We start from the raw sequence: 24,875 nt of genomic DNA, 5'->3' as shown, positions 1-24,875 counted from the left end.
GAGTATCAAAAGTTTTTTCGTGTTATTTAAATTTCCGTCAAAATAGAAAAATTTGGTAAAAAAAATAATTCGTGAATTCGTGGCTAAAAAAAAAATTAGTAACCCGCTGTAAATCTAACTTGGTGGTGTTTTGGATTTTCTGCTTCGTCAGCGATAACTACAGCTAAATCTTCTACAGATAAAATACTTCTTTGCTCATCGTTGAAAACAGGATTTTCTAATCCTAAACGATATTTTCCAGTTCTTCCTGTTTTTGTTCCAGCATGCATTTCAAAAGCAGGACTAAAGAATGCCCAATCTAAATCTTTTTCTTCTTTAATAATGTTTAAATAATGTCTTGCTGCATTTGCCCCAGGGAAAATTTCTTTTGGAAAATCTGGCGTGTCAACGGCTTGCAAGTCTGGTGCCACATATAAACTTCCTGCTCCACCGATAGTGATGAAACGCTTAACGCCCGATTTTTTAACTGCTTCTTGAATTGCTTTAGAACCTGCTAAAAAGTCATCATAAATGTTTGGGTTTGTCCATCCTGGGTTGTAAGCATTGATAATGGCATCGTGACCTTTCAAGATTTCTGCCAATGCATCAACATTAAAAATATCTGCAGCAACCCAAGTGGCGTTTGCTGTATCTTTTGGAGTTCTTGCAATAGCAGTGATTTCGTGTTTTCTATCTGCTAATTCGTTTAAAATTGCTGAGCCTACAAATCCTGTAGCTCCAATAAGTGCGATTTTCATAATATATAAATTTATTTAGTAATAAAAAATGTTACAGTTTTAGATAAAAAAAATAGTTTTAAAATTGATTCGAAAAATCTTCCAATGAAATCTCTGCCAGCTGTGCACTAACTTTTTCATTCATTTGGCTATATAAATTCTCCAAATGCTGATTGATATTTTTTCCGACAGGACAATCAGGATTCGGCTGATTTTTAGCAAAACCTAAGCCAATGGTTTCAAAGGTCATTTCGAATATTTGTTTTAAAGTCAGTTCAGCAGCGTTAACTGCCAATTTTGTACCGCCATTTTTTCCTTCTTTACTTTCTACAATATGATGTGCTTTTAAATTGGAAATTTCTTTTCGAACCAAAACAGGATTTAAATTAATACTCCCCGCAATAAACTCCGATGACAAATAATCATTGGGGAATTTATGGAGCAGAGTAAGAATGTGAATCGTTATGGCAAATTTACCTGAAATCATACTGTAATAAAATATGTTACAAATTTACATCTTTTTGTAACACAAAACACTAATTTAACTATTTTTTTGGAAATGAGTGATTAGTAAAAAGTTAAAAGTGATTGGTAATTAGTTATTTGTGAGAGGTGAGATGTGAAAAGTTTATGGGTTTAGAAATTAATTGAATGATGCGTGTTTGATTTTTGATTATTTCTAATAGAAGAAAAATATACCCAAAGTATAAAAAGAAGTTGCATTGGTATTCTAAGCCATAAATAGGATAGGCCTTTGCCTGTATAGTCTGCGGTTTGCAAATTGATATTATTACTTGCCGCATAAATGTTGGCTGGAAGTAGGAGGATGAAAAATAAAATAAGCAGTTTTCCGGTAAGCACTTTGGTATTTGGCAATAGGAGTCCAATTGCTGCGGCTAATTCTATAATTCCTGTAGCAAGCACGATGGCGTTTGCCCAAGGCAAAAAAGAAATCATCATTGCCATCCCTTTCGTAAAGGCAAAATGGCCTATAGCGGTAAATACCAGCATAAGTGCCATAGCAATTCTTCCTGAAAATGATAGTTCAAATCGTTTGGTTGTAAGCCAGATAATAAGTAGAGTTGCAGCAAAAGCACCAAATAATACAATTAAGGTTTCCATATCTTTTTGTTTTTATTGTACAAAGTTGCACAGTAAAGAAACCTAAAGCAATGAACCTGGGTTAATAAATGCGCTTTCTAATTCGGCTTAAAGCTTGTGGAGTAATACCGATATAAGAGGCAAGGTATTTTTGAGGTATTTTTTGAATTAACTGAGGCTGCTCTATAAATAAATTAAGGTAACGCTGTTCTGCAGAATCATTTAATAGTGACAATTCTCTTTTTGATTTTTTAAGAAATAATCCTTCGCTTGCCAAGCGGCCAATAGTATTGCCGATTTCGGTTTCGGCATAAATGTCCTGAAGATCATTATAAGAGATGCGCCATAATATGGTGTCTGCAAGAGCTTCAATAGTATAGTTTACGGGTAATCGGGTAATAAATGAGTCGTAACCGCTTGTAAATTCGCCATCAAATACAAAAGTAAAAGTGAGATCTTTATTTTCTGAAGGAATGTAATATCTAACGATTCCTTTTTCTATAAAGGAAAGGTAACTTTCAACGTGGCCAGTTTGTAGAATTGCCGTTTTCTTTGAAAATTCCTGACGGATAAGTTTTGACGAAAAGATATTCCAGTCTTCATCAGAAAGTTTTACCATTCGTTCTAAATTGTCTCGTATTTGCTGCATTGCTTTTTTTATATATTAAAAGTAACAAAAAACTTAAAGAAGCGATACAATTTGTTCAGCATTGCAATTTATAAATTCCTATTTTTGTGCGTAAGCCGTGATATGAACAACTTTATATTAATATTTCTCTTTCTTTCGCTAGGTTTAGTTTTACAGCACGTAAAACAATTTCCTACTTCTATTTATAAGACGCTCAATAAAATTGTTATTTATTTCTGTCTTCCTGCGATTACTTTATATCATATTCCAAAGATAAAATGGAGCAGTGAGTTGCTGTTTCCAATAGGTGCAGGCTGGATTACTTATATTTTGGCTTTTCTATTTTTTCATTTTTTAGGAAGAAAAAATGGCTGGTCGAACAAACTAATTGGCTGTTTGATTTTAACAGCGGGACTAAGCAACAGTTCTTTTCTTGGTTATCCAATTATTGAAGCTTTGTTTGGAAAAAAAGGTTTAGAAACTGCCGTTTTGGTAGATCAGCCTGGGACTTTTGTGGTGGTTTCTACACTTGGTGTTTTTACAGCGGCTTTTTATTCAAAAGGAAGTCCGAATGCATTGGCAATCTTTAAAAAGATTATTTTATTTCCGCCTTTTCTAATGTTCGTTCTGGCATGTGTGATGAATATTTCTGATTATCATTTAAATGAAACCTTTCAATCTATTTTGCTAAAAATAGGAAGTTTGGTAACACCTTTGGCACTGCTTTCTGTTGGTTTGCAATTGACTTTTGATAGAAGAAGCCAGCATTGGAGATTCTTGAGATTGGGCCTTTTCTTTAAGCTTCTTTTAATTCCTTTTGTGATTTTCGTGCTTTATGTTTTCATTTTTAATCAGCATTCTGAAGTTATCAAAATTACCATAATGGAAACTGCAATGGCGCCTATGATTACAGGTGCAATCTTGGCTTCAACTTACGGATTAAAACCAAAATTGAGCAGTATGATGATTGGTTTCGGAATCCCGATTTCTTTTGTAACGCTTGCTTTTTGGTACTTCATTCTTACTTTTATTTAGCAGTAAAATACTAATTATATCGACAAAGTAGAATTTTAACTTTTTTTAAGAAAATCGATGTTTTCTATATGCTTTTTTTGGTTAATTTTAGAGGAACTAAAAAATATAAATTATGTCAACATTAAGATTAGGCGATATAGCTCCAGATTTTCAAGCAGAAACTACACAAGGACCAATTAGTTTTCATGAATGGCTAGGAGATTCTTGGGGTGTTTTATTTTCGCATCCAGCAGATTTTACTCCTGTTTGTACTACTGAATTAGGAACTGTAGCGAACTATGTTCCAGAATTCAAAAAAAGAAATACTAAGGTTATAGCTTTGAGTGTAGACGGTTTAGACTCACACAAAGAATGGATTAAAGATATCAACGAAACTCAAAACACAGAAGTAAATTTCCCGATTATTGCTGATGAAGATAAAAAAGTAGCAAATCTATACGATATGCTCCATCCAAATGCAAGTGACAAGTTTACAGTACGTTCTGTTTTTGTGATCGGACCAGATAAAAAAATCAAACTTACTTTAACATATCCGGCTTCAACAGGAAGAAATTTTGACGAATTGCTTCGTGTCATTGACAGTTTACAATTGACTGCAAATTACAGTGTTGCAACTCCAGCAAACTGGAAAGATGGAGAAGACGTGGTTATTGCACCAGCAATTCCAGATAGCGACATTCCAGCTAAATTCCCAAAAGGTCATACACCAATTAAACCTTATTTGCGTTTGACACCGCAGCCGAATAAATAATTTTTTTGAGGTTCTAAGATACTGAGATGCTAAGGTTCTAAGGCACTAAGATTCTAAGTTTTTCTATAAAAGCGTTGAGATTTTCAATTTATGAAAATTTCAACGCTTTTATATTTTCTTTGTTTTTCATAAAATGAAAAATGCTAAAATTCTAAAAAACTTAGAACCTTAGCATCTTTAAAAAACTTATTTCACCGCCAACAAAGCACTCATTCTTTTTTTGTCTCCTACAACCCATAGAATATCATTTTTTTCTAAAATCAAACTCGATTCTGGATTTAGGATACGGTTTCCGTTTCTTTCAATTCCGACTACCATTCCGTCTGTTTTGGCTCTGAATTGTCCGATGCTTTTTTTAATAAATTCGTCTTGCGAAACTTCAAGCTGACGTAAAACAATATCGGTTTCTTCTACTTTTAAAGGTGGTTCTGTTTCGTTTTGGGTTAGGAATTTTGTGAATTCTGCAATTTGTGCATCGGTTCCAATCACGCAGATTTCATCGCCAGGAAATAAACGTTCGGTTTTGGTTGGAATCGGGATTGTAACGTCTCCGCGTTTGATGTAAGCGATATTAATGCCCAATTGTTCACGAATTTTAAGTTCCTGTAAAGTTTGTCCAACCAGATTAGATTCTTTTTTAATTTCGAAGAAAGACATGTGTCCGTCCCACGGCATTAAATTGGCATATCTTCTGTCGATCTTTTTGTTTTCTCGATCATTCAGATTTTTTAAAAAATGACTTTCAATTCTGTGATATTGTTCGTTTAGTTTTTTAGGGAAAATCTGATACGCTCCAATTGCAATAATCAGCGCCACGAAAGCAACCAAAGGAGAGAAGAAAATATTCAATAAAAAACCAACAAAGAATAAACCGAGACTCATTCTGATTAAGATTAGCATTAAAAGTGCGCCACGATATTTGCGTTCTTCCCAAAGCGCTTCAACTTCATCTACTTTTACACGACGAAGCGAAAGTGCCCATAAAAACGGTGCAATGACAACCAAAGTTAGAAAAGCAGCCAAAGTATTTCCGAATCTTGTATCGGCTACTAATGGCGCTACAAATTTGGACGATAGTAATATAATGGCTGTAATAATAATAGTATGAAGGATAATTTGTGTAATTGAAGAACGAAGCACAATTTGCCAAGTGCTTACCGATTTAATGGCTTGGGCATTTACACTATAACGGTTAATGTTTTTAACCCATTTTTTAGGCATTTTTGATTCTAAATAGAAGGCAAAGCGCTCTGAATATTTAATTAAAAATGGAGTTGTAAATGTCGTAATTGCAGATACGGCAACAATAATGGGATATAAGAAATCGCTCGTTACTTTTAAAGTCATTCCGAGAGTTGCAATAATAAACGAGAACTCGCCAATTTGCGCCAAACTCATTCCTGTTTGTACAGATTGTTTTAAGGGCTGTCCAGAAAGTAAAGCACCAAAAGAAGAACTGAGTGCTTTTCCGAAAATGGTTATTAAAGTAATCAAGGCAACTGGAAGAGCATAATCTACTAATGTTACAGGATTTATTAACATTCCTACAGATACAAAGAAAACCGCTCCAAAAAAATCTTTTACGGGCTGAATCAAATGCTCGATTTTTTCTGCCATCGTAGTTTCAGCAATAATAGATCCCATGATAAAAGCTCCTAAAGCTGGAGAGAAACCAACATTTGAAGCAAAAATAACCATCATTAAACATAAAGCCAATGAGATGATGAGCAGCATTTCATCTGTCATCAAATGTTTCGCTTTTTTAAAGATTGTCGGAATAATAAAAATCCCTCCTAAGAACCAGATAATTAAAAAGAAAATGAGTTTTAAAACAGATTGCAGCAATGCAGTTCCCGACACCTGATCGCTTACCGCAATGGTAGATAATAAAACCAGCATCAAAATAGCAACAATATCTTCCACGATTAAAGCTCCGAAAACAATTCCGACGAACTTTTTTCCTTTCACTCCCAATTCATCAAAAGCCCTGATGATAATAGTGGTAGAGGATATAGAAAGTGTTGCTCCTAAGAAAATGCTATCCATTTTTCCCCAGCCCATCCACTGTCCAACACAATAACCAATTACGGTCATAAACAAAATTTGTGTTATGGCAGTGATGGAGGAAGTTCCTCCAACCTTCATTAGTTTCTTAAAGCTAAATTCAAGTCCTAAACTAAAAAGTAAAAATATAACCCCGATTTCTGCCCAGACTTCGACACTTTTCATGTCGGTTATAGAGGGGAAAAAATCAAAATGGTTTCCGGCTAAAAAACCTGCAATCAGGTAGCCTAAAACCAAAGGCTGTTTTAGTCTTCTAAATAATAGAACGGCAATTCCGGCAGTCATCAGGATTAACCCTAGATCACTAATTAAAGGTTGTAAGTGGTGTGTAGTTTCAGCAGCGGCACTTAATGCAATCATATAAAGCGTGGTATTTTTTAGGGACTTAACCAGCTTTTCATTCAAATGAAATTCACAAAAAACTCTTATTAGAGCAAAAGAGGAGTGAAGTAATCTGGTTTTAGCCTCTAGATTTAATAAAAAAAGCTATCTCGATAAAGATAGCTTTTTTTGGTAAAATATTTGGTGTTTTTCTTAAATTCCTGTGTAATTGCTAGGAGTTATTGCTAATAATTCTGCTCTAACCGCATCTGAAACTTCTAAAGTCGCGATGAAATTATGAATGGCATTTTTATCGATCGCTTCATTAGTTCTTGTTAAGCCTTTTAAAGCTTCATAAGGATTTGGATATGCTTCGCGACGTAAGATAGTCTGAATAGCTTCTGCCACAACTGCCCAGTTTCTTTCTAAGTCTTCGGCAAATTTACTTTCGTTTAAAAGTAATTTGTTCAAACCTTTAAGAGTAGCTTCAAAAGCAATAATAGTATGTCCGAACGGAACTCCAACATTACGTAAAACAGTGCTGTCTGTTAAGTCACGCTGTAATCTTGAAATAGGCAATTTAGCTGCTAAATGTTCGAAGATAGCATTTGCAATTCCTAAGTTTCCTTCAGAGTTTTCAAAATCAATTGGGTTTACTTTATGTGGCATTGCAGATGAACCGATTTCTCCTGCTTTGATTTTTTGTTTGAAATAATCCATAGAAACATACGTCCAGATATCGCGATCTAAATCGATAATAATGGTGTTGATTCTTTTTAAAGCATCAAAAAAAGCAGCAAAATGATCGTAATGCTCAATTTGAGTGGTTGGAAAAGAATGTTTTAAACCAAGATCGGTTTCAACAAATTTGTTTCCGAATTGTTTCCAGTCAATTTGTGGGTATGCTACGTGGTGCGCGTTAAAGTTTCCTGTTGCTCCACCAAATTTAGCAGCAAACGGAATGTTGAATAACAAACGCATTTGTTCTTCTAAACGCTCCACGAATACCAAAATCTCTTTTCCTAAACGAGTAGGAGAAGCTGGTTGTCCGTGCGTACGAGCCAACATCGGAATATCTTTCCAATCTACACTTAATTCTTTTAATTTTGCAATTACAGCAATTAAGGTTGGCATATAAACTTGCTCAAAAGCTTCTTTTGTAGAAAGCGGAATAGCAGTATTGTTAATATCTTGAGATGTTAATCCGAAGTGAATGAACTCTTTGTATTGAGATAAACCTAATTTTTCAAAAGCATCTTTAATAAAGTATTCAACCGCTTTTACGTCGTGGTTGGTTACTTTCTCTGTTTCTTTAATCCAAAGTGCATCTTCTGTAGAGAAGTTTTTGTAGATATTTCTCAAACTTTCAAATAAAGAAGAATCAATACCTTTCAGTTGTGGCAACGGAATTTGGCATAACGCGATGAAGTATTCCACTTCAACCAAAACGCGGTATTTTATTAAAGCTTCTTCAGAGAAGAAAGGTGCTAAATTTTGAGTTTTATTTCTATATCTTCCGTCAATTGGCGATATAGCATTCAATTCGTTTAGAGTAGTCATTGTGATGTTGTTTTTTCGAAAGGTGCAAATATAAGCTATTGTTAAAACTTCTGAAAGCTATATTGGTGCTTAAATTATGGTTTTGAAAATTTTATCCCAGATTGTGAAATAAAAGCCGTAGTTGCGAGTCTCATTTTTATGGTGATCATTATGGAATTTAGTGGTAGAAATCCACTTTGTGAAATAATTTTGGTACCAGAAAGCAGGAAATAGATCTCGCTTTAAATGTCCAAATATTCCATACGACAGATTTAGAACCAGGTAAACAATAATGCTCAGGTAATTAAACTTCAAAATCGTAATTAAGAATAGCCAAATAAAACCAAAACCCAAAGTTTCTATAGGATGAAGGACATACAAACTGTAAACATTGGTTTCGATATGAGTATGATGCAATTTATGAATTGGGTACATCCATTTTAAATGATGAACCAGAAAATGAAAGATAAACATGAAAAGATCCATTAAGAGAATCAATAAAAGCGTATCCAAAATGATAAGCTGTATGGATGCTGAAAAATCTATTTTTAAAATTCCGTAGCGATACAATTCAAAACCTAGTAAAGTGATAAAGGTGTTGCAAAGCAATGTCGAAAGCACCCATTTTCGATCTTTGTTCTTTAAAAAGGTGTTCTCGGGTTCTAATAATTTTCCAATTAAAACAGATAATCCAACCAGCACTGCATTTTCTATTAAAAAGAAAACAAAGAGCCAAAAGATATTAAATTGGGTTAATTGCTGTAACCAGCTTTCAAAAATCATGTGGTTTTTTCTAAGTTCAATAATTTTTCTCTCATATCGGCAACCCCTTCAGAAGCAAATTTTGCAATAGTTTCCACTTTATTTCTAAGATTCGGAATGGCAATAGGTTTCGGATCAATATAAAAAACTGGGGTTGTACTTGGCGTATAAGCGATCAAACCAGCTGCAGGATAAACTTGTAATGAAGTTCCGATTACAGCAAAATAATCTGCAGTTTCGGTAATATCAATTGCCTCTTCGAGTGCAGGAACTTCTTCGCCAAACCAAACAATATGTGGGCGCAATTGATGTCCGTTTGCGTCTAAATCTCCCGTAAGCAAATCTTCGGTCCAATCTAAAATTAGATTTTTATTTCGTGTACTTCTCACTTTTAATAATTCGCCATGCAAATGCAAAACGTTTGTGCTTCCTGCACGTTCGTGAAGATCATCCACATTTTGCGTAATAATCTGTACATCAAAATCTTTTTCCAGTTCAGCCAGAATGATATGGCCAAGATTCGGATTTACTTCTTTTAATTGTTGGCGTCTTTTGTTATAAAAATCCAGAACCAATTCTTGGTTTTTATGCCAGCCTTCTGGAGTTGCAACTTCCATTACATCATGTCCTTCCCATAGACCATCGCTATCGCGAAAAGTTTTAATTCCGCTTTCAGCACTGATTCCTGCTCCTGTTAAAACAACAAGTTTCTTTTTCATTCTTAGTTTTATTAAAAGATAAAAATAGTGATTTCTTCGTTTAAATGTTTAGTAAATGCAAAGGATTAACGAGGCATTTTTATAGAAAATAAAGGGTATTTATACTCTTTCTGTCTCGTTCTGAATTGTTTAGTTTTAATGTTGCGTTTGATAAAAGTGATGCAAAATGATTTTAATTCAGTTTACAGGGTTGTCCGGCTCGGGAAAAACGACATTGGCAGAGAATGTTAAGCATCTTTTGCTTCAAAATAATTATGAAGCAGAAATAGTAGATGGCGATGTATACCGACAAACCATTTGTAAAGATTTGGGGTTTTCTAAAGAAGATCGCTGCGAAAACGTAAGGCGCCTTTTTAATGTTGGAAGAAATCTTATTGAAGAGAAGAAAATTGTTTTGATGTCGGTTATCAATCCGTATGAAAATGTTAGAAATGAACTAAGGTCTTTTGAATTTGTAAAAACGGTTTTTCTGGATTGCGCCATTTCTAATTTGATCGAAAGAGATCCGAAAGGATTATACAAAAGAGCCTTACTGCCAGAAGATCATGTGAATAAAATTAGAAATTTCACCGGAATAACAGATGTTTATGAAGTTCCAGAAAAAGCAGATTTAGTATTAAAAACAGATTCTGAAACGGTATCGGTTTCTACTCATAAACTGTATAATTTTATAATTAGCAATTTAAATTTTTAAGGTTATGAATCCTTCTTCTTGCCAGCTCCCGATTTCTTTTTCGATAGAAAAACTGCAAAACGATTTACTGACTTGCGAAACCAATTTGTGGACACCGCATTTTAATACCTATCGATACGAAGGAAAATGGACAAGCGTTTCTTTGCGTTCGCAATCGGGTTTAGAAAATGATATTCTTTCTTTTCCAGACAAAGAATATAAAAATACGCCTTTGCTTGAAAGCTGTCCTTATTTTAAAGAAATAATGGATTGGTTTGAGTGTGAGAAAGAAGCGGTGAGGCTATTAAGACTTGGACCTAACAGCGAAATTAAAGAGCATGTTGATAATGATACTTCGTATGAAGAGGGATTTTTCAGGATTCATGTTCCTATTATTACCAATTCTGAAGTTTATTTTTATGTAAATCACCAATTGGTTCCAATGAAAATGGGTGAGTGCTGGTATGCCAATTTCCAGTTGCCGCATAGTGTGCAGAACAAAAGTTCGGAGCCGAGAATTCATTTGACGCTAGATTGTATAAGAAATGAATGGTCAGATCGATTGTTTTCTAAAATGGGTTTTGATGTGAATTATGTGCCTAAAGATGAACATTCAGATGAAGTGAAACAAAAAATTATTGCCGAGCTTTCTAGAAATCCATCAGAAACGAATGCTAAAATTATTGCCGAACTTCAATCACAAATGAACTCATAAAATGGAAAATATAAAAGAGCTTATTTCCAATTGGATTCCGATTAAATTGGTCAAAAAAAATAATGAAGTGTATTTCGAATGGCTTTATTTGGCCGATATACCCTTTGCAGAGCCTTTTTTTGAAGAAACCATTGCAAAATGTAAAAGCCACAGTTATAATTCAAAGCGATTTAAATTAATAAGTACAGCCGCAAATATTATTGATTGGTCGAAAGAATTGGATTTTGTTGACTTAAAAGGATTGGTTTTTCATGTGTCAAGATGCGGATCTACAATGTTGAGTCAGTCTCTTGCAACTTCACCAGAAAATATAATGGTTTCTGAAGCGCCTCTCATAGATCAGATTTTGAGAAGTGATGCTTTTGAGGAGCATACCAAAACAGTTTTGCTGCAATCGGTTTTAAGATTCCTGGGACAGAAAAGATTTCCAGAACAAAAGCATTTAATTATAAAATTGGATGCCTGGAGTATTTTTAAAGCTTCTTATTTAAGATCGATTTTTCCTGAAATTCCTTTTGCATTGTTGTACCGAAATCCAGCAGATGTTTTAAGGTCGCACCAAAAGATGGCAGGAATGCATATGGTTGCAAGTATAATTCCGCCAAGTGTTTTCGGAATTACTTCTAAAGAGATTGAAGAGTTGAATTTTAGGCAATATCAAGCTTTAGTTTTAGAAAAATATTTCCAAGCTTTTCTGGATTTTTATGACAGAGACCAAAATGTAATCATGTTGAATTATAATGACGGAATGAAAGATGTGATCGAACAATTTATAGCTTTTATAAATGTCAACTTTCTTGAAAATGAATTAAATGCGATGCTAGAACGTCTTAAAAAACATTCTAAAAATGAAAGTGCTGTTTTTACTGGAGATTCTTATAAAGAGGATGTTTTGTCTGTAGATTTGAATCAGCTCTATCTATTGCATGAAAAATTGAATGCCAATTTTAGGAAAGATTTGGTAGGCTGAAAAATCAGTTGAAGTCTTCTTTCTCTTTTATTTATTATTTTTGCGCCAAACATAAATAAAATGATTGATTTAGATTACCTCACATTCTTAGAAAATATATTGACCGAAAATAGAAAAGCTAATTTTTTAAAAGTACTAGAAAATAGAACCAAGCATTTTACAGTTGCAGTAGAAGATGTTTACCAAATGCATAATACAAGCGCTGTAATGCGAAGCTGTGAAGTTTTCGGAATTCAGGAATTGAATGTAATCGAACAGCGTTTTGGAAAACGAATAGACAAAGAAATTGCTTTAGGCGCCCAAAAATGGGTTGACATTAATAGATTTGATTCGGTTTCGGGATGTCTTTCTGATTTGAGAAGTAAAGGATATCAAATTATTGCCACAACTCCGCATGAGAAAGATTGTATGTTGGAAGATTTTGATATCACAAAACCAAGCGCTTTATTCTTCGGAACAGAAAAAGAAGGATTGTCACAAGAAATTATGGACAATGCCGATGGTTTCTTAAAAATACCAATGGTTGGTTTTACAGAAAGTTTGAACATTTCTGTTTCAGCCGCAATTATCATTCAAAGTTTAACCAACAGACTTCGCAGATCTGATATTAATTGGAAATTGACAGAAGAAGAAATTTTAGCCAAACGCTTAGACTGGGCTAAAAACTCTATAAGAGATATAAAACGAATTGAAGCGAGATATTATCAAGATAATCCGAGATAAGTTTTTTGAGGTTCTGAGGGACTAAGGTGCTAAGGTTCTAAGAAAAAAACTTAGTATCTTAGAACCTTAGTATCTTAGTATCTTAGCATCTTTTTAGTTACTTTTTCAAGAAAAGAATAAAACCTAAAACACTCACAATTAAGATCGAAAGCGCAGCCAAAACGGTTGCTAAATCTCGAATATTTTTTCCTGCCCAGTCCATAAATAAGAATTTATGCAAAATGGCAAACGAGTAACCTTCAACTCGATCTGAATTATTGATAACTGCTGCCAATCTCGATGTTGAGGTTTCAATAAAATAAGTTGTTTTTTGAGGTGTGTCATACGCCAATTTTACGACAGGAAGCCTTTTGTTGACAAAACCATATTCTCTGCTTTCAAAATCGGTTAGAACTTTTGATTCCAACAATTTTATATTTTCAAAAGAAGGTTGAGAATCATCTTCTGAAGTGTCGATCATTTCGCAACAAGAAGCTTTTGGAGCTCCATCGGTAAAATAATAAGCTAAAAATTCAGCATATTCTAAATCGAGATTTGGTGCAATTTTATTGGTTGTTGCGTTAATGTAAACCACTTCAGATTTTGGCTCTTCTTTTTTATTCCATTTCGAATCTGATTTTGGCATTTTAAATCTTTTAGTATCTTTTTCAAGCAATTGACATCTGTAATACGTAGTGTCATTTAGCGTAATGATACTTATATTTTGAAAACGATTCCAATTTAAATTAAGATTATTGTTTGCTTCAGGAATTTCTTTGGTTACAAAGGTTGGTTCATAAACCATTTGTGATAAAGTATAAGGCGCCCATTTTGTAGTCGCATGATAAGCACCGCTGAATGCAAAAGTCAATGTAAAAAGCGAAATCCAAATTCCGATTTGGCGGTGGTATTTTCTTAAGCCTTTTTTGGGCGTTATACTGTCAGTTTTTTTGAATTGTTTCCAAAGCAAACCATAAATTAAGATACCACTCAAGGCAGAAAATCCAATTATAGACAGCAGGAAAATCATGGTAATAATTCGAATACTATTATTAGAAATGGCATCTATAAAAGACCAATTGTGAAAAGTGTCGAAAAACCAGATGAAAGTTTGCCTAGAAATAGGGTTGTACGTTGCCAATTTGCTCGATGAAGTTTCTACATAAACTTGCATGCCATCTGGACGGTCAAAACTTAATTTATAAACGGGCAAATAACGATTTACGTATTTGTATTGCGAAGTAAATTCGGTTACGACTTCGCTATTTTTTACGGCACTTTTTTGGTCGTTTAAGAAATAACGAGAAAGCCATTCGGCATACTTTTGATCTCCGTTTTCCAGTTTTTTGGCAGTAGAAGCATCATAATACCAAAGCTCGCCCAGAATTGTTTTTACCTGATAATAAGTTGCGTTATTAAAAGTGACAATTCTGAAATTTTTAAATTGCGATATTTCATTTTTCAGTAAAACTTCCTGAATTGAATAATGCAACTGGCTTTTGTCGATAATGGGTTGTTCTATTTTATCACGAGCAATTTCAGGCTTAAAAAAATGAGCCATAAATGGATGCATTAAACCAGAGAATGTCCAGAAAATTACCGGAACAATAGTAATTAATCCAATAACACGATGCCATTTGTACATGTGTTGCTTGACTTTTTTGATGAATTTAGAATCTTTCTTAGAAGACTTTTTTTTAGTTTCTTTACTCATTGTTTAGTTTTTTTGCCACTCCCAGTAGCTATCGGGAGTGGCTAAATATTATTTTTTTAATGAAAAATTATATTGAATTCCGAATACAAAAGTTCTTGGAGCAGCAGCTGTGTAAGTAGGTTGTGCATTGGCAACATTTGTTCTGGAAACATTGTAAGCATATAATTTGTCGGTAAGATTTAGCACGTTTCCGTAAACCTCAATTTTTCTCCATTGGTAACCAATTCGCGCATTAAAAATATTGTAACCGTCATATTTTACAGTATTGATCTGATCTTGATAATAGCTGCCCACAAGCTGCCATTCAATAGAAGTTCTTAAATTAGGAAGCCAATTTGGATAATAACTCACTTCTGAATTTCCTGACCATTTTGGTGCTGACGGCATTTCTTTTCCGTTTAAATCCTGAATAGGATCTGACGGTTTGTCTGAAAGTTTAAAATCGACATAAGTATGTTGCGCATAAGTTCCGCCAAGACGAATATTAAATTGTTTTGATGGTCGGTACGAAGCGCCAAATTCAATTCCTTTATGGCGAGTTTCTCCAGCAGAACGATAATCGGTTGAATTGTCTGGAAGTCTGATGTTTAATAATTCATTTTTGCCTTCCATATAATAAAAAGCATAATCAAAATTTAATTTGTTTTCTAAGAAAGAAAACCAACCTCCAACTTCATAATTGTCGAAATCTGCTGGTTTTAGGTTATAATAAAATTCAGCAGGAACGCCAGATGTGCCGCCAGTTCCAGGTTTAGCTCTAAAAATGGAAGTAATTCCAGGAGGAGCAAACCCTTGAGAATAATTGCCATAAAAACCTGCAAATTTTACTGGATTATAATTGGCTCCAGCTTTAAAAGTAAATTTATCATATACTTTACTTCCTGTAGAAAGATCAATAGCGTTATCATAATTCACTTTCATATTGTCATATCGGCCGCCAACTGTAATCACTAATTTTTCGATCGGATTAAAACTGATTTGTGCATAGCCAGCTGTGTTAAAAATATCTGCCGTATAATCAGAAAGTTTAGAATCTGGATGTTCAGCAATGATTTCATACGAATCAACGGTTTGTTTTCCTGGCTGTCCTGGGTTTAAATTGGCTTTTAAATCAATTACATACGACCAATAAGTTACAGGAGAATAATCATATAAAGCACCAGCAACAATTTTAGTGTTTAAGAAATCAAATTTTTGAGTGTGTTGTCCAATTGCGCCATAACTTTTAAAGTTGTTCGAATTGACTTCGCCTTTTGCTGTAGTTGGATTTACAGTTGGACTCCATTTAATTCCGTAAGACGGATTCTGGCCTAATTTATTGTCACGCAAATAAGCGGTAATATAACTGCTAGAATTGCTATTCCAATCATGTTCTAATGTTAAACGAGTTCTTAAGGCATCTGATTTTCTATACGTAAAATCAGAAGTGCTTTTGTAAGTTCTGTTGTTAAAAGATTCTTCGTTTACAGTTCCACTCATGTCCGAATAGTATTTTCCGTACATTGTGTTGCTTATCAATCGGGTAGAAGGAGAAATGTTGTAGTCAATTCTTGCATTCAGATTGTCCTTATTATAGTCAGAATACGTCATCCAGCCATTTTCTTGCAAACTTGATATTCCTGCAATATGAAAACCTACTTTTCCTACTGTTGCACCTCCAGCAGCTTGAAATCTTCTATAGCCATAATTGTCTGCTTGAATTCCAAATTTAAATTCAGGATCAACCGGTGGTTTTAGCGAAATCAAATTGATTGTTCCTCCAACAGCTTCTGGTCCGTACAGAGAAGAAACAGGGCCTTTCACAACTTCAATGCTTTGCAGATTGTATTGGTTTATTTCTAATAAAGCATTGTGGTTGAAAATTCCCATTGGGCGAATCGGCAATCCATCTTCCAGATATAAATAATAAGCATTTGTGGTCATAGGCTGGCGAATAGACATCATATGCTGTTCGTTTCCTAAATTCACCATCAACACGCCAGGTGTTTTGTTTATAATTTCGTAAACGGCTGTAGCTTTCGTTTCATTGATCGTTTTAGCAGTTAATTTGCTTATGGCTACTGGCGTTTCTTTTCTTAAAGTTGCCGTACGATTGGCGGTTACAAAAACATTTTCAAGTTCTTGCGACTTGGTTGTGTCTTGCGTTGTTTTATTTTGCGCAAGAACACATTGCCCCATAATTAATAGGGTAAAGTATATTTTTTTCATTTTGAATTATATAAATTAAAGCTTTAAGCTGTAGGCTTTAGGCCGTAAGCTATAAACTGTAAGTCCTAGAATTTTGACTTTTAAAATTTATATAAAATAGGATGGAGGATGAAAAATTGAATTTGCAATTGCAATAGGTTTCTTGTCGAATGAAGCGAAGATTTTTGCTTTTGATTCGATAAGTCCTGTTAATTTAAAGTTGTTTAAAACTGGAGTCTGAATGTAAACTACTTCTGCTTTTTCTTTCAGATTGTTTTGCATTCTTTTTTCGTTGTCAGCGTATTTTTTTAAGCTTTTTTGAAGTTCACAACGACCGTTACAGGTATTGAAAACCATTTTACGCTGCACACAAATCGTTTTAGAAATTTCTTCTTGATTTAATTTGAATGAGGTATAAACAAAGAAACTGCCAAAAGAAGGAACTAATAGCATACAGGAAAGAAATATGACGAAAAGTCGTTTCAAAGTGTGTTTCGTTGTTTTCGAGAGCAAAAATACATTTTAATTATTATTTACAAGAATGATTTTAGCGATTTAATGTTAAAAAACAACAATAGGGAATTTGTATATATAACAAACCCGACAGATTTTAAAAACCTGTCGGGTCTGTTTATGTTTACTATTTGTATAGAAAATATTAGTTAATTAAAACCCAAGTTCCAGCAGCAATTAAAGCTTCTGCTTTTTTGTATTTCATTGTTTCTGTTTTACCAGTCGCAACTTCTTGAACTACAACAGTATCGTTTCTGTTGATTTTTGGCATATCTCTAACGATAGTTTCAGTAACCTGACGCTGTTGTGTTTCTCCAGCTTCACGGTTGATGCTTTCGCTATTTGGAATTTCGTCTTTACTTAATTGTAAGTTTTCTTTTTGACGAACTTCTCTTGCTTCGTGAATTTCTGGAGCGTTTTGAGCAGGTAAATCACCTTTAAATAAGAATGAAATAACTTCTTTGTTTACGTTGTCCAACATTCCTCTAAACAAGTTGAAAGCTTCTAATTTATAGATTAGCAATGGATCTTTTTGCTCGTGAACAGCCAATTGAACAGATTGTTTCAATTCGTCCATTTTGCGTAAGTGTTTTTTCCAAGCTTCATCAACAATAGAAAGGGTGATGTTTTTCTCAAAATCAGCAATTAATTGAGCACCTTCGCTATCATAGGCTTTTTTCAAGTCAGTTACCACATTTAAAGTTTTGATTCCGTCTGTAAATGGAACAACAATTCTTTCAAAATGGTTGTTTGGCTCTTCGTAAACTCCTTTAATAATTGGGAAAGCTTCTCTTGCGCTTCTTTCTGTTTTTTCTGTATAGAATGCTAAAGCTTCTTTGTATACTTTTCCTGTAACTTCGATGTCTGATAATTTAGCAAAATCTGCTTCTGAAATTGGAGAAGTGATTCCGAAATAACGAATTAAATCAAATTCAAATCCTTTAAAGTCATTAGCTACTTTACTATTGTTTACGATTAATTCGCAAGTATCATAAAGCATATTCGCAATATCCAGTTTCAAACGCTCTCCGAACAATGCGTGACGACGACGTTTGTACACAACTTCACGTTGAGAGTTCATTACGTCATCATATTCTAATAAACGTTTACGAACACCAAAGTTGTTTTCTTCTACTTTTTTCTGAGCACGTTCGATAGATTTAGTCATCATAGAATGCTGAATAACTTCACCTTCCTTAAGTCCCATTCTGTCCATTACTTTTGCCACTCTTTCAGAACCGAATAAACGCATTAAGTTATCTTCAAGAGAAACGTAGAATTGAGAACTTCCTGGATCTCCCTGACGACCAGAACGACCACGCAACTGTCTGTCTACACGACGAGAATCGTGACGCTCTGTACCCACGATTGCTAAACCTCCTGCAGCTTTTACTTCTGGAGACAATTTAATATCGGTACCACGACCAGCCATGTTTGTTGCAATAGTTACCACTCCAGCTTTACCAGCTTCTTCAACGATTTGTGCTTCTTGCTTGTGCATTTTAGCATTCAATACGTTGTGTGTGATTCCTCTCATTTTAAGCATACGGCTTAATAATTCTGAAATCTCTACAGAAGTTGTTCCAATCAATACCGGTCTTCCAGCATTTGATAATTCGGTAACGTCTTCAATAACAGCATTGAATTTTTCACGTGTTGTTTTGTAGATATAATCTTCTTTATCATGTCTAGCAATTGGACGGTTGGTTGGAATTTCAACAACATCCAATTTGTAAATCTGCCATAACTCGCCAGCTTCTGTAACAGCTGTACCGGTCATACCTGCCAATTTGCTGTACATTCTGAAATAGTTCTGTAATGTTACAGTTGCAAAAGTTTGAGTAGCAGCTTCGATTTTTACGTTTTCTTTTGCTTCGATCGCTTGGTGAAGACCGTCAGAGTAACGACGACCGTCCATGATACGACCTGTTTGCTCATCGACAATCATAATCTTGTTGTCCATGATAACGTACTCTACATCTTTTTCGAATAAAGCATATGCTTTTAAAAGTTGAGTAAGAGTATGGATACGCTCGCTTTTTACACCGAAATCTTGGAATAATCTTTCTTTAGCTTCTGCTTCAGCGTCTTTGTCTAATTTTTGTTTTTCAATTGCAGCGATTTCTGTTCCAATATCTGGTAAAACGAAGAAATCAGCATCAGTATCTCCAGAAAGGTATTTGATACCATTATCTGTCAATTCAACTTGATTGTTTTTTTCTTCAATCACAAAGTATAAAGCTTCATCCACTTTATGCATTTCGCGATTGTTATCTTGCATGTATTGATTTTCAGTTTTTTGAAGCAATTGTTTAATTCCTTCTTCACTTAAAAATTTAATTAATGCTTTATTTTTAGGTAAACTTCTGTAAGCTCTCAATAATTGGAAACCTCCATCTTTTGTATTACCTTCTTTGATTAATTTTTTAGCTTCAGCTAAGAAACCATTCGCTAACTGGCGTTGTTGTGCAACTAAGTTTTCGATTTTTGGTTTCAATTCGTTGAACTCGTGACGATCTCCTTGAGGAACTGGTCCAGAAATGATAAGCGGTGTTCTAGCATCATCAATTAATACAGAGTCAACCTCGTCGACAATGGCAAAATTGTGTTTTCTCTGTACTAAATCGCTTGGAGAGTGCGCCATATTATCTCTTAAGTAGTCGAAACCAAACTCATTGTTTGTTCCGTAAGTGATATCAGCATCGTAAGCTTTTTTTCTTTGCTCTGTACTTGGCTGGTGGTTATCGATACAATCTACAGATAAGCCGTGGAATTCGAATAAAGGTGCTTTCCATGTGCTATCACGTTTTGCCAAGTAGTCATTCACAGTTACTAAGTGAACTCCGTTTCCTGTCAAAGCGTTTAAGTAAAGTGGAAGCGTAGCAACCAAAGTTTTACCTTCACCCGTTTGCATTTCGGCAACTTTACCTTCGTGCAATACCATACCACCAATTAACTGAACATCATAGTGAATCATGTCCCAAGTGATATCTTTTCCAGCAGCATTCCATTTATTTGCCCAAATTGCTTTGTCGCCATCAATCGTAATATATGATTTTGTTGCAGAGAATTCGCGGTCTTTTGGAGTTGCTGTAACTTCGATATGAGAGTTTTCTTTAAAACGGCGAGCCGTTTCTTTTACTACAGAAAACGCTTCTGGAAGAATTTCCAATAAAGTTTTCTCAGAGATTTCATAAGCTTCTTTTTCAAGAGCATCTATAGCATCATAAATATCTTCTCTTTTATCGATGTCTTCAATGTTTTCTACTTCAGCTTTAAGCGCAGCAATTTTAGCATCCTTATCAGCTCTAGCTTCTTTGATTCTATCTTTAAAATAAACGGTTCTTCCTCTTAATTCGTCGTTTGATAGACTCATTAAAGGAGCTTCGAATGTTTTAATTTTATTTAAGTAAGGTTGTAAAGCTTTGACATCTTTTTGCGACTTATCGCCGACAAAGACTTTAATAATACTGTTTATGAAACTCATGATTTATTGTATTTCTTTATTATATAATATGTATTTGAACCAAAAAAAAAGTCTCTATGATGAGACTTTTTTCTTTGGTTTATTTTTTAATATTCATCCTCATTCCAAAGATAATCTTCGTCTGTTGGATAATCAGGCCAAATTTCTTCCATTGATTCATATATCTCACCCTCATCTTCGATTGACTGAAGGTTTTCTACCACCTCTAATGGAGCACCAGCTCTAATGGCGTAGTCAATAAGTTCATCTTTGTTAGCAGGCCATGGCGCATCACTTAAATAAGATGCTAATTCTAATGTCCAATACATCTGTTATCTGTTTAGTTTGTGCAAAAATAAATTTTTTACTGAAAAAGACAAGTAAATTTTGATTTATTTTAATAAAATTTAAGAACGTCAATTGCTAAATTCCAATTTTTAAATTCCAAACCCCAAAAAAGGCAGTTACAGCGCCTAGTTTCGGAATTTTGCTATGTAATTTAAATTCCTGGATTTTTACTTTTTTCCTTGGAATTTGGGATTTCAAAAATTTGGAATTTCCAGAAGATTTATTTTCTGGGTATCCATTTCACCTCGTCCGCTTTTAAGTCAGAGGACAACTTTCGTGCCAAGACAAAAAGGTAGTCAGAAAGTCGGTTTAAGTAGGTAATTGCAATTTCAGGAACATGCTCATTATGACTTAAATGCACTGCTAAACGTTCTGCTCTACGACAAATACAGCGTGCTATATGACAATGTGACACGGTTGGGTGGCCTCCTGGTAAAACAAAATGAGTCATTGGCGGAAGACTTTCGTCCATTTTATCTATTTCGTTTTCGAGTAATTCAATATCAGAGTCAATTATGCCAAGATTTTCTAAGCGAAGTTTTCCGTTTTTTAAAACTTCTTTTTCTTGCGGAGTTGCCAAAATGGCACCAACAGTAAAAAGACGATCTTGCACTTCGATTAAAATGGTTTTATAATGCGAATCCATTTCCTGATCACGAATTAATCCGATATAAGAATTCAATTCGTCAACAGTTCCGTAACTGTCAATTCTTATATGGTCTTTTGGTACGCGAGTTCCTCCAAAAAGAGCTGTCGTTCCTTTATCGCCTGTTTTGGTATATACTTTCATTTTTATTAAGATGCTAAGGTTCTAAGGTGCTGAGATGCTAAGTTTTTCTCTTTTGCGATTAAACGATTAACCAAATAAACGGTTAGACAGATTTTCTCGTGTCGCTTTCAATCAAACCATCTCTTAAACGAATAATACGATGTGCGTATGCAGCGATATCTTCTTCGTGAGTTACTAGAATTACCGTATTTCCTTGAGCATGGATATCGCCAAAAAGCTTCATGATTTCTACAGAAGTTTTACTATCGAGGTTTCCAGTCGGTTCATCGGCCAAAATAATGGAAGGTTTGTTGACCAAAGCTCGGGCAACAGCAACACGCTGACGTTGTCCTCCAGAAAGTTGATTCGGCTGGTGATCCATTCTGTCGGCTAGATTAACTTGTTTTAAAACTTCGGTGGCACGGGCAATTCTTTCCGATTTTCCATAACCGGCATAAATCATGGGTAAAGCAACATTATCTAAAGCGGTAGTTCTTGGCAAAAGGTTGAAAGTCTGAAAAACGAAACCAATTTCCTTATTTCTAATTTCAGCTAATTCGTCATCTCGCATTTGGCTGACATCTTTTCCATTCAAAACATAATGTCCAGAAGTTGGCGTATCTAAGCAACCTAATAAATTCATTAATGTAGATTTTCCAGATCCAGAAGGTCCCATTAAAGCAACATATTCGCCTTTTTGTATCTCTAGATCTATTCCTTTTAAAACATAAACCGTTTCATTTCCCAAAATAAAATTTCGTTTGATGTCGGTTATTTTAATTAATGGTTCAGCCATCTCATTTTACAATTTTGGATTTAAAAGTACAAAACACTTTTCAATAAAAAGGATAAGTAGTTCAGAATTGGATTTTGTTACAAAAGCTCTTTTATAAATAAGGCAATAGAGTATATGTTTTTCGAAAAGAAAAAAGTTATATGTTTTTGAGATTGTTTTGCATAATTATCAGTATTGAGTGTTTTTTATAGTTTTAAAATGTTTTTATTTTTAAAAATGTGATAATAATGTAATTTTTTAAGTTTTGTAATGGGTAAATTTGATTAATTAATTAAAATAATCAAGATTATGAAAAATATCAAAATAGCTACAGGAATTGCCGTATTAGTGCTAGGATTAACATCGTGTAAAGATGAAAAACAAGAGAAAGCTCAAAAAACAGTAGAAAACTACGTAATATATGTAGACTCTGTTAAAAATGTGGCTGCAGCCGATTTAAAAGACAATTGGAAAAGTGTAGAAGCCGAATATGACAGAAGATCTCAGGAAGCTCAAGCTGCTTTGGCCGATATTAAAGATAATGCTGCAGCGACAGAAAAAATAAATGCAAGTAAAATTAAGTACGAAGAATTTAAAAATGAAATTACCGCCCAATTTGCCCCTCCAGCCCCAGCTCCTAGTCCAAAACAGCAATTAAGAGATGCTTTATTTGGTGCAGGAAGAATTGGTGATGATATGAGTTTTAGCTGGGTAAATGCTAAAAACATTCATAGCGTTTACCAGCAGTTTGTTCATACTGTAGAAAATAATAAAGACAAATATTCTAGAGAAGACTGGGATGAAATTAAATTAATGTATGAAGCTCTTGACAGCCGTAAAAATACAGTTGAAAAAGAAGGTCTCACGGCTGAGGATAATCGAAAAATTGCTGGTTTGAAAATTAAGTTTGCACCTATGTACACTGTAAATAGAATGGGAGCTAAATCTGAAGAAAACAAAGAAGCAAAAAAATAAATTTTGAAAATTTTGAATTAGAATAAAAAAGACGATCTGAAATGATCGTCTTTTTTTTATGCTCGAATTATAAAATGCTCTTTCGGTTGTTCTCTTCTAAAAAATACAAATCCCCATTGAAAAGTATCAATCGTGACTTTTACTTGAGGATGGTTTTTAATCATTTCCCAAGCTTCTTCCATGTCTTCTGACCAATGAATATCGTCAAAAATCCAAACCGAGTCATTGTCGATGGTTGGCAGCAAAAGATCAAAATAGGCTAAAGTTGCTTTTTTAGAATGATTTCCATCAAAATATATAAGATTATAATTTGTAGCTTGAATGTTTTCAGAAATTAAAAAAGATTCAAATTCTGAAATTACATTTTCAACATTATTGCAATCAAATTCAGCCAATTGTTTTTGGGCAACATTTGCCGTATTTGGACAACCTTCAATAGTAACCACTTTCGTTTTGGGATTTCCTAAAGCTAGGGCAGAAGTTGCTAAACCTAAAGATGTTCCTATTTCTAAAATAGTTGCAGACTGAAAGTAGTTTGTTACGCGAAATAATAATTCTGCTCGTTTTGGCGAAATTCCGGCTGTCTGCGCAATTTTAGAAATTTGCCTTCTATTGGATTTGAAAACTCTAGAACCCGCTCCAAAATCGGTTACTTCTATGAAATTTTTATTTTCCAAAAGCGATTTTCGGTACTTTTTTAAAATTGCATATTCTGGTTTGGGTTTCTTATCGTAAAAACATTTTGTCAATAAACTAAAAACAAAAGGCGAATGTACAGCGTGTTCGTTTTTAGAATGCCAAAGAAATTTTAGATAAGATTTTATTTGAAAAAGCATTCGGGTTATATTCTATTTTTAATAAAATTAATTTACTGTAATTAATTTTATTTCAAAAATTAAGACAGAACCTGCTGGAATATTTTCAACCTTGCTGCTTCCGTAGCCCAAATGTGCTGGAACAAACAAAATCCCGCTTCCGCCTTCTTTAAAAAGTGGTAATGCTTCCTGCCATCCCAATATTAATTTGTTTAATGGAAAAGTTGCTCCTGTAGTATTTTGGTCAAAAATAGTTCCGTTTGTTAAAGTTCCTTTATATGTAACAGTAACATTTGATTGTAAAGTAGGTTGTTTTCCTGTTCCTTCTTGTGTGATAATATAATGTAGGCCAGTGCTTGATTTTTGTGCTGTTAAATTATTTTTAGTCAAATAATCATTAATTTCTTTTTCGTTTTCTACACGATAATCTATTTTTTCTGGAATTCTTTCTAATCCTGAATCGCTTACACAAGAAACAAAAAATGTTAGGATGAACAATGATGCGAATAATTTTTTCATGTGGTATTATTTTTTAATGTGCGTAAATATATGAAAATTAGTCTCAGTTACAATTTTGGCTTTTTCAATTTAGTTTAAAACTTGGAACTTGGAACTTG

The 24,875-nt window shown here is 34.1% G+C and carries 24 protein-coding genes; 7 read left to right on the top strand and 17 right to left on the bottom strand.

All coding sequences use genetic code 11. The annotated features are described in order from the left end of the window. Positions 1 to 95 precede the first annotated feature (95 nt). From J7574_RS08550 to J7574_RS08535, 4 genes are all read right to left on the bottom strand, one after another. Positions 96 to 737, bottom strand: coding sequence for an NAD(P)-dependent oxidoreductase (locus J7574_RS08550; protein ID WP_290967016.1), 642 nt, complete (start codon positions 735 to 737; stop codon positions 96 to 98). Between the two features lie 58 nt (positions 738 to 795). Continuing rightward, positions 796 to 1,203, bottom strand: coding sequence for an Rrf2 family transcriptional regulator (locus tag J7574_RS08545; protein ID WP_290967015.1), 408 nt, complete (start codon positions 1,201 to 1,203; stop codon positions 796 to 798). A 149-nt stretch (positions 1,204 to 1,352) separates the two neighbouring features. Then, positions 1,353 to 1,838, bottom strand: coding sequence for a hypothetical protein (locus J7574_RS08540; protein WP_290967013.1), 486 nt, complete (start codon positions 1,836 to 1,838; stop codon positions 1,353 to 1,355). Between the two features lie 61 nt (positions 1,839 to 1,899). Further along, on the bottom strand, positions 1,900 to 2,466 hold the full coding sequence (locus J7574_RS08535; RefSeq protein WP_290967011.1) for a Crp/Fnr family transcriptional regulator: 567 nt from the start codon (positions 2,464 to 2,466) through the stop codon (positions 1,900 to 1,902). A 102-nt stretch (positions 2,467 to 2,568) separates the two neighbouring features. Between J7574_RS08535 and J7574_RS08530 the strand changes: the two genes are divergently transcribed. Together J7574_RS08530 and J7574_RS08525 are read left to right on the top strand one after the other, a co-directional pair. Further along, the gene (locus tag J7574_RS08530) at positions 2,569 to 3,480 is read left to right on the top strand and encodes an AEC family transporter (protein ID WP_290967009.1); all 912 of its coding nucleotides are present in this window, start codon (positions 2,569 to 2,571) and stop codon (positions 3,478 to 3,480) included. A gap of 112 nt (positions 3,481 to 3,592) precedes the next feature. Next, complete coding sequence (locus J7574_RS08525) at positions 3,593 to 4,231, top strand: peroxiredoxin (RefSeq protein ID WP_290967008.1); 639 nt, start codon at positions 3,593 to 3,595, stop codon at positions 4,229 to 4,231. Between the two features lie 186 nt (positions 4,232 to 4,417). On the opposite strand, the gene J7574_RS08520 is transcribed toward J7574_RS08525, so the two are convergent. From J7574_RS08520 to J7574_RS08505, 4 genes are all read right to left on the bottom strand, one after another. Beyond that, positions 4,418 to 6,655, bottom strand: a complete 2,238-nt coding sequence (locus J7574_RS08520; RefSeq protein ID WP_290967005.1) for a cation:proton antiporter — start codon at positions 6,653 to 6,655, stop codon at positions 4,418 to 4,420. A 174-nt stretch (positions 6,656 to 6,829) separates the two neighbouring features. Continuing rightward, positions 6,830 to 8,176 carry an adenylosuccinate lyase gene (gene purB, locus J7574_RS08515; RefSeq protein WP_290967003.1) on the bottom strand — a complete coding sequence of 449 codons (1,347 nt, stop codon included), beginning with the start codon at positions 8,174 to 8,176 and terminating at the stop codon, positions 6,830 to 6,832. A 69-nt stretch (positions 8,177 to 8,245) separates the two neighbouring features. After that, complete coding sequence (locus J7574_RS08510; protein WP_290967001.1) at positions 8,246 to 8,938, bottom strand: sterol desaturase family protein; 693 nt, start codon at positions 8,936 to 8,938, stop codon at positions 8,246 to 8,248. Further along, complete coding sequence (locus J7574_RS08505) at positions 8,935 to 9,636, bottom strand: NAD-dependent deacylase (protein ID WP_290966999.1); 702 nt, start codon at positions 9,634 to 9,636, stop codon at positions 8,935 to 8,937. The genes J7574_RS08510 and J7574_RS08505 overlap by 4 nt, the downstream gene beginning before the upstream one ends. 166 nt (positions 9,637 to 9,802) lie before the next feature. Between J7574_RS08505 and cysC the strand changes: the two genes are divergently transcribed. Genes cysC through J7574_RS08485 form a run of 4 tightly spaced genes read left to right on the top strand, consistent with a single transcriptional unit; the run spans position 9,803 to position 12,717 of the window. Further along, positions 9,803 to 10,330, top strand: a complete 528-nt coding sequence (cysC, locus tag J7574_RS08500) for an adenylyl-sulfate kinase (protein WP_290966997.1) — start codon at positions 9,803 to 9,805, stop codon at positions 10,328 to 10,330. Between the two features lie 4 nt (positions 10,331 to 10,334). Next, positions 10,335 to 11,024: an aspartyl/asparaginyl beta-hydroxylase domain-containing protein gene (locus J7574_RS08495; RefSeq protein WP_290966995.1), complete on the top strand. Its 690-nt coding sequence runs from the start codon at positions 10,335 to 10,337 to the stop codon at positions 11,022 to 11,024. A 1-nt stretch (position 11,025) separates the two neighbouring features. Further along, positions 11,026 to 11,994 (top strand): sulfotransferase family protein, encoded by a 969-nt coding sequence (locus J7574_RS08490; protein ID WP_290966993.1) that lies wholly within the window; start codon positions 11,026 to 11,028, stop codon positions 11,992 to 11,994. Positions 11,995 to 12,054: 60 nt separating this feature from the next. Next, on the top strand, positions 12,055 to 12,717 hold the full coding sequence (locus J7574_RS08485; protein WP_290966991.1) for an RNA methyltransferase: 663 nt from the start codon (positions 12,055 to 12,057) through the stop codon (positions 12,715 to 12,717). A 97-nt stretch (positions 12,718 to 12,814) separates the two neighbouring features. Here J7574_RS08485 and J7574_RS08480 read toward each other — a convergent pair whose 3' ends face one another. From J7574_RS08480 to J7574_RS08450, 7 genes are all read right to left on the bottom strand, one after another. Then, positions 12,815 to 14,410 (bottom strand): PepSY-associated TM helix domain-containing protein, encoded by a 1,596-nt coding sequence (locus tag J7574_RS08480; protein WP_290966988.1) that lies wholly within the window; start codon positions 14,408 to 14,410, stop codon positions 12,815 to 12,817. A gap of 48 nt (positions 14,411 to 14,458) precedes the next feature. Beyond that, positions 14,459 to 16,618, bottom strand: a complete 2,160-nt coding sequence (locus J7574_RS08475) for a TonB-dependent receptor (RefSeq protein ID WP_290966985.1) — start codon at positions 16,616 to 16,618, stop codon at positions 14,459 to 14,461. Positions 16,619 to 16,705: 87 nt separating this feature from the next. Further along, entirely contained in the window at positions 16,706 to 17,050 is a 345-nt protein-coding gene (locus J7574_RS08470) for a hypothetical protein (RefSeq protein WP_290966983.1), read from the bottom strand. Between the two features lie 205 nt (positions 17,051 to 17,255). Beyond that, positions 17,256 to 20,597, bottom strand: a complete 3,342-nt coding sequence (secA, locus tag J7574_RS08465; protein ID WP_290966981.1) for a preprotein translocase subunit SecA — start codon at positions 20,595 to 20,597, stop codon at positions 17,256 to 17,258. An 86-nt stretch (positions 20,598 to 20,683) separates the two neighbouring features. Continuing rightward, positions 20,684 to 20,905, bottom strand: coding sequence for a DUF2795 domain-containing protein (locus tag J7574_RS08460; protein WP_007138072.1), 222 nt, complete (start codon positions 20,903 to 20,905; stop codon positions 20,684 to 20,686). A gap of 239 nt (positions 20,906 to 21,144) precedes the next feature. Further along, positions 21,145 to 21,714, bottom strand: coding sequence for a cob(I)yrinic acid a,c-diamide adenosyltransferase (locus J7574_RS08455; protein WP_290966978.1), 570 nt, complete (start codon positions 21,712 to 21,714; stop codon positions 21,145 to 21,147). A gap of 82 nt (positions 21,715 to 21,796) precedes the next feature. Next, on the bottom strand, positions 21,797 to 22,489 hold the full coding sequence (locus J7574_RS08450) for an ABC transporter ATP-binding protein (protein ID WP_290966975.1): 693 nt from the start codon (positions 22,487 to 22,489) through the stop codon (positions 21,797 to 21,799). Positions 22,490 to 22,777: 288 nt separating this feature from the next. On the opposite strand from J7574_RS08450, the gene J7574_RS08445 reads away from it, so the two are divergent. After that, positions 22,778 to 23,443, top strand: a complete 666-nt coding sequence (locus J7574_RS08445) for a DUF6565 domain-containing protein (protein ID WP_290966972.1) — start codon at positions 22,778 to 22,780, stop codon at positions 23,441 to 23,443. Positions 23,444 to 23,499: 56 nt separating this feature from the next. Here the strand turns inward: J7574_RS08445 and J7574_RS08440 are convergent, their stop codons facing one another. Further along, positions 23,500 to 24,279, bottom strand: a complete 780-nt coding sequence (locus tag J7574_RS08440) for an O-methyltransferase (RefSeq protein ID WP_290966970.1) — start codon at positions 24,277 to 24,279, stop codon at positions 23,500 to 23,502. Between the two features lie 27 nt (positions 24,280 to 24,306). Beyond that, positions 24,307 to 24,777: an FKBP-type peptidyl-prolyl cis-trans isomerase gene (locus J7574_RS08435; protein WP_290966967.1), complete on the bottom strand. Its 471-nt coding sequence runs from the start codon at positions 24,775 to 24,777 to the stop codon at positions 24,307 to 24,309. Positions 24,778 to 24,875: the final 98 nt, after the last annotated feature.

Origin of the sequence: Flavobacterium sp. (assembly GCF_017744675.1) — a bacterium.
In the GTDB taxonomy this organism is placed as follows: domain Bacteria; phylum Bacteroidota; class Bacteroidia; order Flavobacteriales; family Flavobacteriaceae; genus Flavobacterium.
The sequence above is the reverse complement of the archived record's forward strand: the minus strand, read 5'-3'. Positions and strand labels throughout refer to the sequence as shown.

Excerpts from the sequence above, each read along its gene's own strand:
- J7574_RS08445 (WP_290966972.1), top strand. The coding sequence starts at position 22,778 with ATGAAAAATATCAAAATAGCTACAGGAATTGCCGTATTAGTGCTAGGA.
- J7574_RS08540 (WP_290967013.1), bottom strand. The coding sequence starts at position 1,838 with ATGGAAACCTTAATTGTATTATTTGGTGCTTTTGCTGCAACTCTACTT.
- cysC (WP_290966997.1), top strand. The coding sequence starts at position 9,803 with ATGATTTTAATTCAGTTTACAGGGTTGTCCGGCTCGGGAAAAACGACA.
- J7574_RS08485 (WP_290966991.1), top strand. The coding sequence starts at position 12,055 with ATGATTGATTTAGATTACCTCACATTCTTAGAAAATATATTGACCGAA.
- J7574_RS08480 (WP_290966988.1), bottom strand. The coding sequence starts at position 14,410 with ATGAGTAAAGAAACTAAAAAAAAGTCTTCTAAGAAAGATTCTAAATTC.
- J7574_RS08510 (WP_290967001.1), bottom strand. The coding sequence starts at position 8,938 with ATGATTTTTGAAAGCTGGTTACAGCAATTAACCCAATTTAATATCTTT.
- J7574_RS08450 (WP_290966975.1), bottom strand. The coding sequence starts at position 22,489 with ATGGCTGAACCATTAATTAAAATAACCGACATCAAACGAAATTTTATT.
- J7574_RS08470 (WP_290966983.1), bottom strand. The coding sequence starts at position 17,050 with ATGCTATTAGTTCCTTCTTTTGGCAGTTTCTTTGTTTATACCTCATTC.
- J7574_RS08435 (WP_290966967.1), bottom strand. The coding sequence starts at position 24,777 with ATGAAAAAATTATTCGCATCATTGTTCATCCTAACATTTTTTGTTTCT.
- J7574_RS08550 (WP_290967016.1), bottom strand. The coding sequence starts at position 737 with ATGAAAATCGCACTTATTGGAGCTACAGGATTTGTAGGCTCAGCAATT.
- J7574_RS08455 (WP_290966978.1), bottom strand. The coding sequence starts at position 21,714 with ATGAAAGTATATACCAAAACAGGCGATAAAGGAACGACAGCTCTTTTT.
- J7574_RS08440 (WP_290966970.1), bottom strand. The coding sequence starts at position 24,279 with ATGCTTTTTCAAATAAAATCTTATCTAAAATTTCTTTGGCATTCTAAA.
- J7574_RS08505 (WP_290966999.1), bottom strand. The coding sequence starts at position 9,636 with ATGAAAAAGAAACTTGTTGTTTTAACAGGAGCAGGAATCAGTGCTGAA.
- J7574_RS08545 (WP_290967015.1), bottom strand. The coding sequence starts at position 1,203 with ATGATTTCAGGTAAATTTGCCATAACGATTCACATTCTTACTCTGCTC.
- J7574_RS08495 (WP_290966995.1), top strand. The coding sequence starts at position 10,335 with ATGAATCCTTCTTCTTGCCAGCTCCCGATTTCTTTTTCGATAGAAAAA.
- J7574_RS08535 (WP_290967011.1), bottom strand. The coding sequence starts at position 2,466 with ATGCAGCAAATACGAGACAATTTAGAACGAATGGTAAAACTTTCTGAT.
- J7574_RS08520 (WP_290967005.1), bottom strand. The coding sequence starts at position 6,655 with ATGATTGCATTAAGTGCCGCTGCTGAAACTACACACCACTTACAACCT.
- J7574_RS08460 (WP_007138072.1), bottom strand. The coding sequence starts at position 20,905 with ATGTATTGGACATTAGAATTAGCATCTTATTTAAGTGATGCGCCATGG.
- J7574_RS08530 (WP_290967009.1), top strand. The coding sequence starts at position 2,569 with ATGAACAACTTTATATTAATATTTCTCTTTCTTTCGCTAGGTTTAGTT.
- J7574_RS08525 (WP_290967008.1), top strand. The coding sequence starts at position 3,593 with ATGTCAACATTAAGATTAGGCGATATAGCTCCAGATTTTCAAGCAGAA.
- J7574_RS08475 (WP_290966985.1), bottom strand. The coding sequence starts at position 16,618 with ATGAAAAAAATATACTTTACCCTATTAATTATGGGGCAATGTGTTCTT.
- purB (WP_290967003.1), bottom strand. The coding sequence starts at position 8,176 with ATGACTACTCTAAACGAATTGAATGCTATATCGCCAATTGACGGAAGA.
- J7574_RS08490 (WP_290966993.1), top strand. The coding sequence starts at position 11,026 with ATGGAAAATATAAAAGAGCTTATTTCCAATTGGATTCCGATTAAATTG.
- secA (WP_290966981.1), bottom strand. The coding sequence starts at position 20,597 with ATGAGTTTCATAAACAGTATTATTAAAGTCTTTGTCGGCGATAAGTCG.